The organism is Terriglobia bacterium (assembly GCA_032252755.1).
In the GTDB taxonomy this organism is placed as follows: Bacteria; Acidobacteriota; Terriglobia; order Terriglobales; family Acidobacteriaceae; genus JAVUPY01.
Genome location: JAVUPY010000070.1, coordinates 119900 through 133390, shown reverse-complemented (window position 1 = coordinate 133390; position 13491 = coordinate 119900). Strand labels below are relative to the sequence as shown.

At 56.6% G+C, this 13491-nt stretch carries 9 protein-coding genes; 5 read left to right on the top strand and 4 right to left on the bottom strand.

Features of this window, described 5'->3' with window-relative positions:
• Positions 1 to 112: 112 nt before the first annotated feature.
• The 3 genes from ROO76_17690 to ROO76_17680 all read right to left on the bottom strand — a co-directional run bounded on the left by ROO76_17690 (position 113) and on the right by ROO76_17680 (position 2902).
• Complete coding sequence (locus ROO76_17690; protein MDT8070000.1) at positions 113 to 1021, bottom strand: FRG domain-containing protein; 909 nt, start codon at positions 1019 to 1021, stop codon at positions 113 to 115.
• Between the two features lie 89 nt (positions 1022 to 1110).
• On the bottom strand, positions 1111 to 1587 hold the full coding sequence (locus ROO76_17685) for a zinc ribbon domain-containing protein (protein ID MDT8069999.1): 477 nt from the start codon (positions 1585 to 1587) through the stop codon (positions 1111 to 1113).
• Positions 1588 to 1804: 217 nt separating this feature from the next.
• The gene (locus ROO76_17680; GenBank protein MDT8069998.1) at positions 1805 to 2902 is read right to left on the bottom strand and encodes a sensor domain-containing diguanylate cyclase; all 1098 of its coding nucleotides are present in this window, start codon (positions 2900 to 2902) and stop codon (positions 1805 to 1807) included.
• A 664-nt stretch (positions 2903 to 3566) separates the two neighbouring features.
• Between ROO76_17680 and ROO76_17675 the strand changes: the two genes are divergently transcribed.
• From ROO76_17675 to ROO76_17655, 5 genes are all read left to right on the top strand, one after another.
• Positions 3567 to 4292: a GvpL/GvpF family gas vesicle protein gene (locus ROO76_17675; protein ID MDT8069997.1), complete on the top strand. Its 726-nt coding sequence runs from the start codon at positions 3567 to 3569 to the stop codon at positions 4290 to 4292.
• A 196-nt stretch (positions 4293 to 4488) separates the two neighbouring features.
• Complete coding sequence (locus tag ROO76_17670) at positions 4489 to 6096, top strand: response regulator (protein ID MDT8069996.1); 1608 nt, start codon at positions 4489 to 4491, stop codon at positions 6094 to 6096.
• A gap of 393 nt (positions 6097 to 6489) precedes the next feature.
• Complete coding sequence (locus ROO76_17665; protein ID MDT8069995.1) at positions 6490 to 8001, top strand: sigma-54 dependent transcriptional regulator; 1512 nt, start codon at positions 6490 to 6492, stop codon at positions 7999 to 8001.
• Positions 8002 to 8298: 297 nt separating this feature from the next.
• A complete protein-coding gene (locus ROO76_17660) occupies positions 8299 to 9558 on the top strand; it encodes a hypothetical protein (protein MDT8069994.1) in 1260 nt (419 codons plus the stop codon).
• Positions 9559 to 9960: 402 nt separating this feature from the next.
• Positions 9961 to 10332: a TraR/DksA family transcriptional regulator gene (locus tag ROO76_17655; protein MDT8069993.1), complete on the top strand. Its 372-nt coding sequence runs from the start codon at positions 9961 to 9963 to the stop codon at positions 10330 to 10332.
• 158 nt (positions 10333 to 10490) lie between these two features.
• Here the strand turns inward: ROO76_17655 and ROO76_17650 are convergent, their stop codons facing one another.
• Positions 10491 to 13340 carry an AsmA family protein gene (locus tag ROO76_17650; GenBank protein MDT8069992.1) on the bottom strand — a complete coding sequence of 950 codons (2850 nt, stop codon included), beginning with the start codon at positions 13338 to 13340 and terminating at the stop codon, positions 10491 to 10493.
• Between the last annotated feature and the right edge of the window lie 151 nt (positions 13341 to 13491).

Genomic DNA, 13491 nt, shown 5'->3' with positions numbered 1-13491 from the left:
TCATTGAATCGCGAACATCGTTGGAAAAAATGGTAAGAGCTTCCAACGCCGCGAACTCACCTTCTTTACCCTTCAGAATAGGTACATAGCTCGGTGTGGACATTCGCTCGTCTCAGCCTCCCAGTTCAGACTTCAAGTTTACGGAACGTGACGCCCCAACCAAGTCCGGGAATAAGGAGAGATGGTTGATATTCATCCGATCAAGTGTCCGAAGGCAGATGAGTCGATCATCATTTGGAATCTCAATGCGCATCAAAATGGGGCTCGAAATACCCTCGAACGCGTGGGCGACCCACTGCTCGATGGGTGTCCCGATAGGCGCTCGCGTGAATAAGCCACCCTGGTTCACGAGTCTCTGATTTTCGTCGGACATCGGCTCTATGAATTCGATGATTGGTACCCGGCCCTGCTCCAAACTCGGAAGGTCAGCTATATCGACATTCCGCTTCATTACGGCCCACTGGTCCAACCCGTAGACCACTCGAGTCGCGGTCTGATCAGTGGGATTTTCTTCAAACGCGAAATATGCCGCAGCGAACGGAGACCGCGTCCAATCGAGTAGTGGGGTAGCTAGGCCGTAATGCTGCCCTAATGCCCACCAGTCGTTCTCACCTTCGAGAGTTTGCGGATTCGGCCCTCTTCGCCCTCGGGCCGCATACTTGAATGATCGGAGGTGTTCTGTCGACCTAGTCTCCAGAACGTCTGGCGCTTTCTGAATAATCCCAATCTTTTCGAAAAAACGGTCCAGTGAAGAACTTAGGCTCCAATCCGACCGCCTTTGACCACGCCAAATATACACCTGCTTGTTTGTCAAAGCAGACTGAAACACTTCCTCTTCGAGAAAGTCAAAGAAATGTGCCCAAGCACTCAGACGGTAAGTAGCGATCCCATCGCCCAGCGATACTTGTGACCACCTTGCATTCTCGTGAGCGTTACCCGCCCCTTGGTGAACATCTGGTTCCTCGGGCACGCAATTCCTCCGATAGCAGTTCGAAAAAAGACCAGCACTGCATGTAATCATAATCAACGTGTTCTTGAAACCCACAGAGGATTCGACGTGCAATTCCCGTATTGGGACTTTCGTAAGTTCTTGCGCTCGTCCGACTCAGCTCACCCTTCCGCGATCTGCTTCCACTCCGTTTCCGACTCGGCCGGTAGCAGCACGACCAGCGTGTAGATTCCGAGCGCTGTTCCAAAAGGTATGGAGAGCAGGCTGAAGAAGGCCATTACCAGGGCGAGCATGCGCGCCCACGGTGCTCGCTGATACAGTCCCCAACCGACGGCCAGCGACAACACCGCGATTGTCGCCACCAGTATGCCAACGCCCGTCAGCAGCGTTTGTACCGGGAACGGAATTGGCTGACGTTGCTGCTGGGAGATCATCGGCAGCATGAACGACCCGATTCCGAATAGCACGAGCGCGCCGAACAATCGCAGTGCTCCCATCGCGAACCACAACGCGGTCAGCAGCGTCAGCTGACTCTGAACCTTCGGCTTTCTTTCCGTGACCACGACCGCCTTGGCCTGGCAACTCGGACAAAACGCCGCGCCCGCCGGAAGCACACTCCCGCAATAATTGCAGAACATGGTGTCCTCCATCTGTATGTAGTACGTGCGAATCATCGCTAAGACGCACTTTATACACCGGCGCAATGGGGTGGTAAAGCAGGTCCGTGCTATTGCCGAGGAATGCAGGTCCTTCGACTACGCAGATTCGCGTCTGCGACGCGAACCTGCTCCGCTCAGGATGACGAGGGTGGGGTTGGGCGCGGGTAATGCAGGAGTGAAGGCCTGCTCCACCCAACTACGACACTTCCTTCCGCTTCGCCAGCTTCTCGTACATGACGACGCGGTTTCTTCCCCCGGATTTGGCTTCGTAGAGAGCGGAGTCGGATGCTTCGATGAGGTCCTGTTTGAACTGGGCGTCCTGGCTGTACATGGCGATTCCGACCGAGATGGTGAGGTGCTCGATGCGGTCGGGCGAGCCGGCGAAGAAGTTGGCTTGTTCGACGGCGCGGCGCAGGCGTTGTGCGACCTGGAGCGCACCCTGCGCGGTGGTGTCCGGCAGGATGATGCAGAATTCTTCGCCACCGTAGCGCGCGACGGTATCGATCTCGCGCATGTCCTTCATGAGGATGGTCGAGATGTCGCGGAGAACCTGGTCGCCGACCTGGTGCCCGTGGGTGTCGTTGAGTGCTTTGAAGAAATCGATGTCGATCATGAGCAGCGCGAGCGGCGACTTCTTGCGTTCGGCGCGCTTCAGTTCCAGGTCGAGCTGCTGTTCGAAGTATCCGCGCGTCTTCATTCCCGTAAGGAAATCGGTAAACGCGTAGCGCAGTAATCCTTCGTTGGCGTAATCGCGCGTGAGGAGATTCTCCGAGACGAGAGCAAGGATCCAGAGAAGCTGCGCGTCTTCGCGGCAGAATGTGTTCGCGCAGCGCGCGAAGAACTGCATGGAACCGAGCACGCGATTGCTGACGAACAGCGGAATCACGAGACACGACTCGGACTCCATCGCGCGGAGAGCGACATCGGCTTGCGGATTCTGGCCGAGCGTGATGAGCAGCGGGCGCGCGTGCTTCGCGGCCCAGAGATTGAGGACATTGCCGCGCTCGTAAGTCTCGGGATCGACTTCGACGACCGAGCGAGTAACGCGAAGATGCATCTTCTGCTCGTCCTCGTCCCAGAAGTAAACCATTCCGCGGTCGAAGGAGATGATTTCGGAAGCGAGGTCGCACAGCATGCTCAGCGTCGCATCGAGCTGCATCTGCAGTCCGGAGAGGATGCTGAGTCGGAGCAGCACGTTGACCTCGCGCCAGCGTTCGCGGAGCGTGCGCTCGTCGATCTCGGTGAATACCTCGACGACAAAGCTCTCAGTTGCGTAACTGTCGCTGGTTTCCATGTCAGGGATCAGGGGCTGCTTGCGAATCTCGAGTCGCAGACCGATCAGGACCAGTGAAGCTCCCGAGACGAATAGCTCTCTCCGCCATTCCGCGCGGGAGCAAACGAGCGTGAACCCGTAGGATGCATTCTACTGTGGCTTAGATGTCGATTGGGAGCGGATTTTAGGCCACAGCCAAGGGCGTCGAGAGGACAGGGATGCAACGTATGTTGCAGATGGCAAATGAGTTCTAGCAGAAGACTCAGGCTAATCGCCAGTTTGGGAGCGAACCGGGGGCACCATTGGGAATGAGTTATCCATGGGAATCTCAAATTGAGCCACTTGGATTACGGGAAAGCAGAAGCGGCAAATATGCAGAGAGTTGCGTAGTGGGTTACAACAGAGGTCATCATCTGGAAGACCAAAGCGCGGAGATGTGGACACCGAGGGAGTAAACACGGGGCTCCGAAAGTGGTATTGCAATTTTGAGCGAGAAAAACGGCCTATTCTGGTTGCCAATTCTGGTTGTGAGCAGTAGGATGGGAATGCGGATGATCGTCCGCTTCAATTGCAGCAAGTTAAGGATTCACCTTATCCCACGTTCTTAAAGGCGTTCAACGCGAGTCGGCCATATTAACTGTCCGCGGCGTAGTTGCCGTACCGCGGACGACTTGGAGTGACGGAAATGGCGTGGTACGCATACTGCATTGCGGAACAAAAGACCTTTCCCAACGGTCGTGTCAGGCGTCCTTTTGCAATTGAGAACCTGAGCGGCATCAACGGTGCCCCGATTTTCGGTTATCCGAGCGGCGAGTTTGTCGTTCTGGTGAGCGAGTTCTCCCAGGGAACACCCCTAACCCAGCAGTCAGTGTTAGACCATGCACGGGTGGTGAGTGACTGTTTCCGTGACCGCACGGTTTTACCCTTCAAGTTTGGAACCATATTTGAGTCGGACGAAGCGTTGCGGCAGGCTGTACGCGGCAACAAGCGCTCGTTTACGGAGAGTGTGGATCGGCTGCGCGGCAAGTCCGAGATGCACATCAAGATGATCGTGCCGGAAAACCTGGTGCAGCATATTGTCAGCGATGCAGCGCCGGCGAGGCCGGGAAGCGAGTACCTGACCCAGTTGCGCGAGAAGGCGTCGCGCGATCGGGAGCGGCAGTCGAAAGCACGGGCGCTGTCGGTGCAGGTGCACAAGCTGTTCAATCCGCTGGAAGAAGAAGTCACGTGCAAGAAGGTGGAGTCGGGGGTGCTGCTGGATATTGCCCACCTGATAGAGTCGAAGTCGGTGGAGAAGTATCAGACGCGGTACAACCTTGCGATGCGGCAGTTCAAGGATATTCACATTTCGCTGAGCGGCCCCTGGCCGCCGTACCACTTCACGCCGAGTAAGAGGCGGGCAGCGAGCTAACCACAACAGATTGATCTGCGCAGAACAGCGACCGAGAGATCGGTCGCTTTTGTTTTATTCGAGAGATTGTGGCATTCGTAAGAGAATGCGGGTCCCTCGGCTTCCCCCGGAATGACGGTGTGGGTTCATTTTCCAGGGATTGAGTTGTCCAACGCGAGCAGCGGGAACGGCATCCAACTAACGTGCCGGAGATCGCATGACCCCTGTCCGCGCCCGCATTCTTCTTGTTGACGACGAACCCAATATCCTGATGACGGTCAAGGAGATCCTTGTCCGGCAAGGGTATGACGTGGACGCAGAGCCGGATGGACTATCAGCGCTGAAGGCGTTGCACCACTCTACCTACGATCTCGTGCTTACCGATTTAAAGATGGAGGGAATGGATGGGCTCGCGCTGCTTGAAGAAGTGCGGAAGCACTCGCCGCAGACGGTGACAGTAATGATGACCGGGTACGGTTCGGTCGACAGCGCAACGGAAGCGGTGCGGCTGGGGGCATATGAGTATCTGCTGAAGCCGGTTGCGGTCGAGGAATTGAAGCAAGCTGTCGAGCGATCGCTGGAGCGGAAGAGATTTTCGGAAATCGACACGCTGTATCGAGTCAGCAATGAGCTGACGCTGGCCACGACGGAACAGGCGATTCAGTCGGTAATTGTTAAAGCGGCAACGCAGGTTTTGGGGACTTCTCGCGCGATCTGGTTCCCGGTGAAGAGCGATGGCACGGTGGAAGCGCCGGGACGGTTCGCGGCGCTGTTTACGCCGACGGTCACTTTGCGGTTAGCGAGTGGAGAAGTCGTGCTGGAGAATCGACCCACGTCTGAACCCACTTCTGCTGACTACGGCAAAAGTGGGGCACGGGAGATGCTTGGTGCGGCGAGCATCGCGTTGGTTCCGGGACTGGCGAACGATCATCTGACGGGCGTGTTGTATGTCGATCACGGGACGGAGCAGTTTGAGTTCCATGCTTCGTGGCAGCGGTTCCTGTGCGGGTTGGCGCGGCAGGCGGTCGTGGCGCTCGATCGCCTGGCTGTGATTGAAGAGCTGCGGCAGAGCAATTCCGTGCTGGCGTCGGCGAACCGAAGACTGCAGGAAGTGGATGTGCTGAAGTCACAATTCCTCAGTGTGGCGACGCACGAGTTGAGAACTCCACTGAGCATCATTCTTGGATACAACGCGATGATCGAAGAGTCGGCGCTGGAGCGGTTGACGGCGGAAGAGCGGGGGTTGTTGCGCGAGTCGCTCTCGGCATGTAAACGGCTGATGCGGTTGGTGAACTCGATGCTGGATTTGTCGCAGTTGCAATCGGGAAAGATTCGATTGCAGGTTTCGGCGTGCGATATCGGGCAGTCGTTGCGCGGAGTGGTGAAGTTGTTCGAGGCAGAGGCACACCGGCGAGGATTGAAGATGGATTTGAACCTGGATCCCTCCATTCCGCAGATCGAGGTGGACCCGGAGCGGATAGAGCAGGTATTCGTTAACCTGGTGAGTAATGCCTTGAAGTACACGGATGCAGATGGCGTTGTTTCGATCTTTGGCGGAACATTAGAAAACGGCAGGGTGACGATTCATGTAAGCGACACTGGAATTGGCATCGCTCCGGAGTACCAGGAGATGATTTTCGACGAGTTCGCAAGGGTGAGGGGCAATTCGAGCAGGCCGGGATCGGGGCTCGGTTTGGCCATCGTGCGCCGGATTCTAGAGGCGCATGGTGGTGACATTTCGGTAAATAGCTCGCCGGGACAGGGCAGCACGTTTACAGTCCGCCTGCCCCTCAGGCAGAGGATTCACAACGCCATGGTGGCATAGGGAGAGACTTTAGATTCCCACTAGTGGAACTGAGGTACAATATCGCTCACCTTTTCGTGCGGAACACAGAGTTGATTGGGGAAGTTGGCGGGATAAATTAAGTTCGCTGGTACTTAATCGGCGAACCTAAATGGTGTATCTACCATCATAACTGTGTAGTACACGGATTGGCATCTTCAGGTCGGCAGATGGTACGGCAGGGAAGATACCGAGCATGCAACTTCCATCGTCGTAACCCTGAAGAAATTTGAAGTGAAAAGCAGGACCTGCGTCGGTGCAGAAAGTGCAGGTCCTTCGACTCGGGTTTTCCGCGCTGGAGAAAGGGCACGGAACCTGCCCTCGCTCAGGATGACGGCGCAGGGGTTACGGTGTGAGAAGTGCGAGGGTCCCCAGATGTTATCGAACCAGAAAGCCAGAGTTTTGGTGGTGGACGACGATGCCGCGATGGCGAAATTCCTGTCGTCCTATCTTGCGCGGCGAAACTTCGATTCCAGCACTGCCGCGAGCGGCGAAGAAGCGATCCGGATGTTCCGGGTGTACGACCCGGTGCTGGTGCTGCTGGATGTTTCCATGCCAGGCATGGGCGGGTTGGAGACTCTTGAACGCCTGAAGCAGATCAAGCCCGAAGTTCTGGTCATCATCCTCTCTGGACAAAACAATCCTGAAATCATATTCCGGGCTTCCAAGGCTGGCGCAGACGACTACGTTGCGAAGCCATTCGAACCGAAGGATCTGGAAACCCGCATCAACAAGGTTCTCGAGAAACAACAGGTTTCGAACGAAGTTACTCAGTTGCGGGACCAGGTTCGGCGGCAGAGCGACTTCTCGATGCTCTTCGGCACCAGTCCGAAGATGGAAGACGTAAAGAACACGATCGAGCAGGTTGCTGACACGAACGCAACGGTGCTGATTCGCGGCGAGAGCGGAACGGGAAAAGAAGTGGTAGCGCGCATGGTTTACGGGAATTCATCGCGCCGCGAGCGACCATTCGTCAAAGTGAATTGCGCGGCGATCCCGCATGAACTGCTGGAAAGCGAACTGTTCGGCTACGAACCCGGTGCGTTTACTGGCGCAAATCGGCAGAAACTGGGCAAGTTCGACCAGGCGAATAACGGCACGATCTTCCTCGACGAGATCAGCGAGATGCATCCGGCGCTGCAAGCGAAGCTGCTGCACGTTCTGCAGGACGGCGAGTTCGCGAGACTTGGCGGCAAGCGCGATATCGCAGTAGATGTGCGTGTGCTTGCGGCGACGAACAAGCCGCTGGAACGCGCGGTAGAAGAAGGCATGTTCCGCGAAGACCTCTTCTATCGCCTGAATGTCGTCACGATTCACATTCCGCCACTCCGGGAGCGCCGCGAAGAGATACCGATATTCCTCGACTTTTTCCTGCGGAAATACAGTGAGTATTACGGGAAGAATCCGCCGCCGTTCAGTGATTATGCGGTTTCACGGATGATGGAGTACTCGTGGCCGGGCAATATTCGCGAGCTTGAGAACCTGGTAAAACGGTACGTCATTGTGGGCAACGAGCCGCAGATCATTCGGGAGCTCTCGACGCACAAGCCGATTCTGTCGTCAATTTCTGGAACGAGCCCTCTGTGGGGAATCAAGGATAAGTCGCGGCAGCAGACGGAGGCGCAGCAAGGGCAGACGTCGAATGGGGCTCCACTCGTGGTGCCGCCGGTCCCGAAGAACGAGGCGGAAATGCCGTCGCTGCTGGAGATTGGAAAGCGTGCGGCGATGCTGGCGGAACGCGAAGCGATCGAACGGGTGCTGGCGCAGACCCGGTGGAACCGCCGCCAGGCGGCGAAGATTCTGAAGATCAGCTACAAAGCTCTGCTCAACAAACTGAAAGTTATCGAGGAGCAGAACCAGAGCCAAAGTAAGCAGCGCCTTGCTTAGGGTTGGTATTCAGGTGCCGTTTCCCGTCCGCTCTGGCTTGGGAGCGAAGTGGGCGAGCTGTGGACAACTTCAGCAGTTCCGGCCTAAGCGGCTTAATTTCAGATGGTTGTGAGTTCGATGGGAGCAACTCTGGCCACGAGCGATTTTGGACAGGAAAGTGCTTTAGAAAGTGTCAACAAAAGAGGCCGTAAAAACTTCCAATGTTTAGAACCCTCTTCCAGAATTCTCGACTTCTCTTTAGGCGTTCCGTGAGGAACGATACCTTGCATCGCCTTCCCTAAAGATTTCCCTCCCTCCTTGCCTCTTTATAGCGGTCCCGAAAGGGATCGCTTTTTTCGTTTTGCAGGTGCAGGCGTAAACTTCGGGACTATGAAAGGTGCAGTCGTAGCAGGCTTTCTGCTCATCGTCGCTATCACTTTGCATGCACAGGCCAGCGCGGCTCCGCTGTCTGTTAGTGTTTGCCAACTTACGCGGGATCCTGCGCTTTACGTTGGTAAGCAGATCGAAGTACGCGGGGAGGTGACACGGGCATTCGAGGACTTCTCGATTCACGACGAACGGTGCCCGGCTTTTCAGAATAGGGTTGCGCTCGCTTACGGCAACAGGAAAGAAATCGTGCACTATTGGCGGCACTTTTTTCACGTCCAATTGCCGCAGATTGCTTTTCTTCAGGACGAACAGGCAGAAGAATTCGATCATCTCCTTCAATCATTCAGGGTCTTCGCGCCCGATGGGGATGAGTGTGGGCCTGAACTGTGCTCATTCTTTCGGGTCTCGGCACGCATCACTGGTTGGTTTCTTGCGATGAAGAAACAAGCGAAGTACTTAGGACCATGTTGTGTGCTGGTAATGGAAAGGATTTCAGATGTGACCGAAACGCGTACGGAGGTCCCATTCGGTGGCACCTATAAATGTGAAGATCAAGAATGGCGCCCAACGGACCTTGAGCGTGCGGCTTTGGTCAGTTCAAATCCGCAAGTGAGCCCGAACCGTGATCCGCGTTCAGGCAGGCTTCTGATGTTTTCTCGCGTTGCGCAGCACTGGCACGATCCGGATGTTGCAGATGGATCTCTGTCGATCACGACCGGCGCATGGAGATCACCAGACTTGCTGCGCCAATATGCCGTCCAATCACTCGGGAAAGACCAAGGGCTGCTTGTAACTCGCCAAGTCTGCCATGCGAGCGCGGAAGTCCCGACGTATCAGAAGGCACCTGACTCTCAGTGCACGCAAAAATACTGGGACGCATCGACGCAATCGAATACGCCACTGCGGTCAAATGGGGACTCGCAATTAGAGTCCGTGGCTCGAAACGCAGTCGCGGAAGCGATGGCATCATGGCACACGCAATCGCCTGACCTTCTGCTAAATACGTGCAAGCACCAGATCGGCGATAACTCTGATTACGGCCAGTGCTCCTTCACGACGCGCGACGGCACGGTTTCAATGTGGGTGGAACTGCTACGTACGCAGAAGCGTAACAAGCAAGCGAAATATGTGTGGGACGGGATCCCTTGGAGGGCTAGTCGTGTACGGGGCGGCTTCTGCTCCCAGTGATAACTGCTGAATCTTCTTCGACTCCTGTCGGGGGACCTAACTGAGCCCGGATTGGGCAGCCTTGGTCTGCTCTGGTGCAGTGTCACGGAGCGGACTTCGCCGCGCTACTCGGAATGCCTGGACGTACACGGCCAGCAGGATGATGGACGCGAAGGGGCCGATGTCGAATGGCGGCGGGGTTGATCGCAGGACTTAAGTCGCCACATTTCTGGATAGCCGACGCAAGAATTCGTTTCTTTCGAAAATAACTGCTCGAAATCGAAACGATTTGTCTGCTGGCGGCATCCAACGTTGTTCGGGCGAGCGAGGAAAGTTGACGCTCGGACGTGGCACGAATATGATTCCCGTTCTAACTAGTGGGCGCGAAACTGATCGCCAGGGTTTCGGCTCGGTGAAATCGCAATGGATAAGAAGAAGATAGAGGCATTCAAAAAGCGACTGGAAGATCGGCAGCGGGAGCTGCGCACGAACGTTTCTCGGAATGAGCAGGACGGGCGCGCGGCGGACTTGGACACGGCACAGGACATCGCGGACCGCGCTTCGAGTTCCTATCAAAAAGAGTTCCTGTTTCACCAGAGCAGCAATGAGCGGCAACTGTTGCAGATGGTGGAGGGCGCACTGAGCCGGATTCGCGAAGGTACCTTTGGAGAATGTATCTCGTGCGGAAACGAGATCAACATTAAGCGACTCGAAGCGGTGCCGTGGACGAGATACTGCATCGAGTGCCAGGAAAAGCTGGAGAAGGGATTGCTGGAGCAGGATACCGGAACATAAAGAAAGCAGAGCGAAAAGGGCAGAACGAAGATCAAAAGCAAAGACAGACCGCCGAGGGGATCGGCGGTTCTTATTTTGCATGGGAGAATCGGCTGATGCGTGGAAGTACCCCATCCTGGCCAACTGCAGGCCGAGACGGGGCACCCGGCGGTTTGAATCTACTGTGGTGGAGGTTGTTGCTGTTGCTGCTGCTGCGGTTGCTGTTGCTGCTGTTTTTTCTTCTTGCCGAAGAGGCCGCCCAGGGCGTCCTGAATCGTGTTCTGAACATTGTTTTGCTGCTGTTGCTGTTGTTGCTGCGTCTGCGGCTGGTTGGTGTTCGCGGGCGGAGTCTGCGTCGGTTGCTGGCCTTTCAGAGTGCCGAGAACCTGGCCCAGCGGGTTCTGCTGCTGCCCGCCCTGGGCGCCGCCCTTTCCGAAGATTGAGTTTAGGATGCCGGGGTTTTGCAGCGACGGCACGAGGTTTTTAAGTTTCATTTGTGCGATGGCTTGCGTGTCAGGGGCGACCTGCGGTGATTGCAGGGTTCCGGTGACCAGCACTGGAAGGACGAGTTCGCCCTGGTTGTTGGCGAGGGCGGCCTGCATGAATCCGCCGATTTGCGATCCGCCGACCTGCTGGCTGTAAGCCTTGTTCAGTACGGTCGTAACCTTCATGTTGAGGGAGTTGTTGACGAGGCTGAGCCAACCGGAGGCGGCGAGGTTTCCGGTGCCGAGATCGGCGCGCAGGTTGTTGGTGCTGGCGACGCCGTCCTGAATGTTGAAATCGCCGGATAGTTTTTTGAGCTCGGTGAATCCGGTTGCCGCGCGTCCGAGGGACTGGAATTGAGCGACTTGACTGAGCTTCTGGAGGAAGTCGACGCCTGCGATCTTGCCGCCGGTGAGATCCAGCGAAAGGTGACCGTTGAGTGTGCTGGCGATGTCCGTGCCAGCGGGCACGGAATGGAACTGGGTCTGCATGTTGGAGGCGAGCAGGCCGTAGAGCGTGTTCTTCACGTTGGAGACGGAGGAGAGCAACTTGTTGGCGTCCACTTTCTGGACGTTCATGGCGATCTGAAATTGCGTTTGCGCGGGACGCGTATCAATGGTGATAGCGCCTGTACTGAATCCGCCTGCGACCTGCGCGGAGACGGGTGCGAGCTTGATTACGCCGTGGTCGAGAGTGACGTTGCTTTTCACCTCATTGAGCACGAGTTGGTCGTAGATGATGCTGCCGATGGTAACGGGGCCGCCGCCAGTCGTCTTCAGGAGCAGGCTTGGAGATCTCTGTTGTGGCTGCGGAGATGGCGCGACGAGTCTCTGCCATTCGAGCGCATCGATCTTATCGACATTGAGGGCGAACTGAACCTGAGGGGCTTCGAAGTTGTGGACGGAGAGTTTTCCGTTCGCGTGCGTCGAAGCGATCGATCCGGAGAAGTTGTCCATGGCGACGCCGTTTTGCGTGAAGGTCATCGCAGCGTTCTGGATATTCAGTGGTTGCGTAAGCTGTGGAGTGCGAATGGTCGCATTGCGCAGCGAACCGTTGCCGCTGAAGGTCATGGCGGCGGTGTTCTTGATGGGCCCGTTCGCGGTTATGTTGAGGGCGACGCGTCCGCTGCCGGTCACGTCCTGCGCGGTGCCGAAGCTGTGTGCAATGTTCAAGACGTCGGCGATTTCGGTGTCGGGGATCTGCAGGGCAGCGTTCACGATCGGCGATTTCGACGAGTACTGGGTGAGCGTGAAGTGTCCGTTGACGGTGGCGCCTGCGGTGGTGGCAGTGAAGTTGCCGGACCTAATAGCGTCCGGCGTGAGCGCGAGGCGAAGGTCAGCGACCTTTACCGGTTGCTGCAGGCCCTTGCCGCTGATCACGAGGTCGTGGGCGTCGACGTTGCCGTTCAGCACTGGAGATGCGGTTGAGCCCTGGGCATGGATGTCGGCATTGATGCGGCCGGCAACCTGCATGTCTGGATTGAAGGCATAACCGAAGGCTCCAGCGAGTTTCGCCAGTTCGCCGATAGAGACGTCGCCGGCCTTGAGATTAACGTCGATGAGCGCGGGAGTGCTCTTCGCGTTCATCGTGCCGGAGATCGAGAATGGAGCGGAGCCGAGTTTGATATCCGCGTGCTTGATGTTGATGGAGTTATTGTTGAGGTCGTTGGCAGCGTCATAGTTGATGGTGATCGGGTAGCCGATGTTATGCCCGTGCGCGACAGCGTTCTGAATGTCGAAATTGCCGTTGGAACTGACCACGCCGTTCTGATTCTTGACGGAACCTTTCCCGGTGATGGTCGCGTTGGTGTCCGCAAGCGACGGGTTGTTGAGGAACTTCTGGAGTCCGTCGAGCGAGACCTGGTCGAGAGTGATGGTGCCGTCGAACGGCGTATTCGACATGTTGCCTTGATTGATGGGGCCGCCGTGACCATCAATTTTCGCGACCTGTTTTCCCTGGCCGGGCAGATGCGCGGCCAGGCTCAGGTCGAAGGGTTCTCCGGGGGCGAAGTTCTTCAGCGTGAGATCGATGTGGTCGTAAACCGCGCGGGGCTGATGCTTCTGCTCGTCGGTAACACCGACGGTACCATCCGTCAGCTTGAGTTGGCCGAGGGAAAAGTTTTGCTGTGACTTCGGGCTTGGAGCCGCTGCCTTGTTCTGGTTGCCGAGCGTAGAGAAATTCCAGACGCCCTGCGGGTTGCGGACGAGTTCGACCTGGGGGCGGACCAGTTCGAGCGAGTTGACGACGAAATCCTTGTGCAGCAGGGGCAGGAGTTGCAGGGAGATATAAAGCTTCTGGGCCGAACCGAACGGGCGACCGGCCTGGAACTCCGGGCTCTCGCCGATTATGACGTTGTCGACAGTGACCGAGGGTGGCAGCAGGCTGGCATGCATGTCCCCCAGGGTGACGGGACGATTGAGCTGCTTTTCGAGCTGCGCCTGAATTTGAGGACGATAGTTATTAACATTGATGAACCGCGGCACGATGGCTGCGAGGATCACCAGGACGACGAGGACACCGATGATGATGAAAGCGGCTTTGCGCATACGAGTTCTCCCGACGGCAGTTCAGGGTTGCTGGACGTCTGTTCTCCCGAGAGATAAGTATTAAGAAGCGGCACATTGGTTCTAGCGTTGCCGAGTATGTACCTTTGCGCGCCGGTGCGCCACGCAGGGGCCGCTCTAAGACGATAAGCTC

Bases quoted from the DNA above. Each gene is read 5' to 3' on its own strand.
- ROO76_17655 (MDT8069993.1), top strand. From the start codon at position 9,961: ATGGATAAGAAGAAGATAGAGGCATTCAAAAAGCGACTGGAAGATCGG.
- ROO76_17650 (MDT8069992.1), bottom strand. From the start codon at position 13,340: ATGCGCAAAGCCGCTTTCATCATCATCGGTGTCCTCGTCGTCCTGGTG.
- ROO76_17690 (MDT8070000.1), bottom strand. From the start codon at position 1,021: ATGATTACATGCAGTGCTGGTCTTTTTTCGAACTGCTATCGGAGGAAT.
- ROO76_17680 (MDT8069998.1), bottom strand. From the start codon at position 2,902: ATGGAAACCAGCGACAGTTACGCAACTGAGAGCTTTGTCGTCGAGGTA.
- ROO76_17685 (MDT8069999.1), bottom strand. From the start codon at position 1,587: ATGTTCTGCAATTATTGCGGGAGTGTGCTTCCGGCGGGCGCGGCGTTT.
- ROO76_17675 (MDT8069997.1), top strand. From the start codon at position 3,567: ATGGCGTGGTACGCATACTGCATTGCGGAACAAAAGACCTTTCCCAAC.
- ROO76_17665 (MDT8069995.1), top strand. From the start codon at position 6,490: ATGTTATCGAACCAGAAAGCCAGAGTTTTGGTGGTGGACGACGATGCC.
- ROO76_17670 (MDT8069996.1), top strand. From the start codon at position 4,489: ATGACCCCTGTCCGCGCCCGCATTCTTCTTGTTGACGACGAACCCAAT.